1 pseudogene is annotated in these 2,081 nt (G+C 39.8%); it reads left to right on the forward strand.

What is annotated here, in order from left to right:
• Positions 1–2,081: pseudogene (locus KTJ10_RS17925) on the forward strand (DUF2345 domain-containing protein); the annotation flags it as partial.

Below are 2,081 nucleotides of genomic sequence, written 5' to 3' on the forward strand. Positions count from 1 at the left end.
TTAGAACTTAGTGCTGAACTACGTGCCAAAAATGATATTCAGGTGATTGCCGGGGCAAATAATGTCAGTGCAGATTTACAGGATGTTACTGCTAAAACTGGTACTGGAACCGCACCGACATTGGCTGTGGATGTTAAAGCGCTGGGTGGCATGTATGCCAACAACATCTATTTGATGGGAACTGAAAAAGGTTTGGGCGTGACTAACGCAGGGACTATTCAGGCAGTCAACAATCTGGTGATTACCAGTGCCGGAAAAATTGAACACAGTGGCACAATCAGTTCGACCAGTAAAACCCAAGGTTTAGTGAATATACAAACAACGGGTACTGGTGCAACTGCCGATATCAACTCATCAGGCAGTATTAACAGTAATAGCATGCTAAATATCGATTCGGGTAATAACCTGAATGTAAATGCTAAAGAAATTATTATTAATAACGGCAGCCTGGCTTCATCACCTTTGATCGTTAATGCCAAAGGTAATATCAATCTGGCTGCTGATACCCGCATTATGGATGACTCACAAGGTGGAGATGTCTATATTGATGCAGCGAATATCAATCTTGCCGCTGGGTCAGAACTCAAAAGTAACCGTGGTACAGCAACCATACAAGTACAAAAAGACTTGGTTGCAGCCAAAGGCGCAAAACTGATTGCTGCCAAAGATTTAAATGTTTTAAGTAATGGTAAGTTATCACTTACAGAGAACCATATACAGGCATCATTAGGTACAATCAACTTACAAGCAAATTCGGCTAATACCCAAAATATCATTGATCTCCAAGGTGGAACGATTTATGCGGGTAAAGATCTCAACCTCTATAGTTCAGGAGATCTAAACCTAAAGAATCTTGGATTTTCACTTGAAAATGCTGCAACACGCGTCAAAAACATTAAAGCCTACAGTGGACGTGATCTGGTCTGGAATAATGCTGACAAGGCACTTCCACTTATTACGGGCATGGTTCAGCTGGATGCAGCCAATAATTTAACCGTTACGGCAAAAGAAATCTCGAATAAAGACAGCATTCAACTTCATGCCAATCAAATAACACTCAATAGTGCACTGACTTCACAAAAGAATATTGATGTGAGTTCTGAAATTGCTGATCTTGTTTTAAATCAGGCACTCAAGGCTCAAGGTGATATTAATTTAACCGCACTTGCTGGAGGAGTTACTGCAAATAGCTTAAAGGCCACATCTTCGGCTGGAAAGATTTCTATACTCGCGAAAAAAAATATAAATTTAAACTCGACCCAGACAAGCAAGGCGATGCCTTCAGCTGATAAAGGTGAATTAACAACTGATCAGTCCGTTATTAGTGGTTTAAAAGGGGTGACACTTGGCTCGATTGGTGATGGCACCGTTAACTTGCAATCGGTACAAGTTAATGCGAGTCAGGGCGATATATTAGTTTCGAGTAATAATGGAATCAATCTAAAGGCGAATACAGATGTAGTTGTTACTGGGGATACGGGCCGATTTAAAACGATAAATAATGTTCTAAATGGACAAACCGTTTCGATAGAAAATAGCAAATCTGATATTAAAATCCAAAATACAGACCTCAGCTCTACGGTTGGTAAACTTGCGATCAATAGTAGAGCAGGCATGAGTACAATTATCGACAGCGTATTAACATCAAAAGGTAATACCGAACTTTATGCAAAAGATTTACTGACTTTACAGGGTGTGAATGCTACTTCAGACCAGCATCTGGCAGTAAGCTCTGGTCGTACGGTTTATAGCAATGCTGAGTATACGCCAGCGACCAAATGGATTGCGGATAAAGTCACTAACTTAACATCTAAGGGCGTGACCTCTGTAACGGCTACAGGAAACCAAGTATTACAAAATACAAATTTAACAGGTGGAGCTGTTCTATTAGAGGCGGGCGGTTTTATTTTAGGTCAGACTGGATTGAACTTAAATGCGGTCGGAAGTGATTTACTCAAGAATGATACAAAGTTAAATAGTTTAAATGGTGACCTAACTATTCAAACCAATTCTAACTTAACCATTGACCCAAAAGTTTATAGTTTAAAAGCGGTGGGTGATATTGAACTTGTTTCTAAAAC

Origin of the sequence: Acinetobacter sp. WU_MDCI_Abxc222 (assembly GCF_025514755.1) — a bacterium.
GTDB lineage: Bacteria > Pseudomonadota > Gammaproteobacteria > Pseudomonadales > Moraxellaceae > Acinetobacter > Acinetobacter geminorum.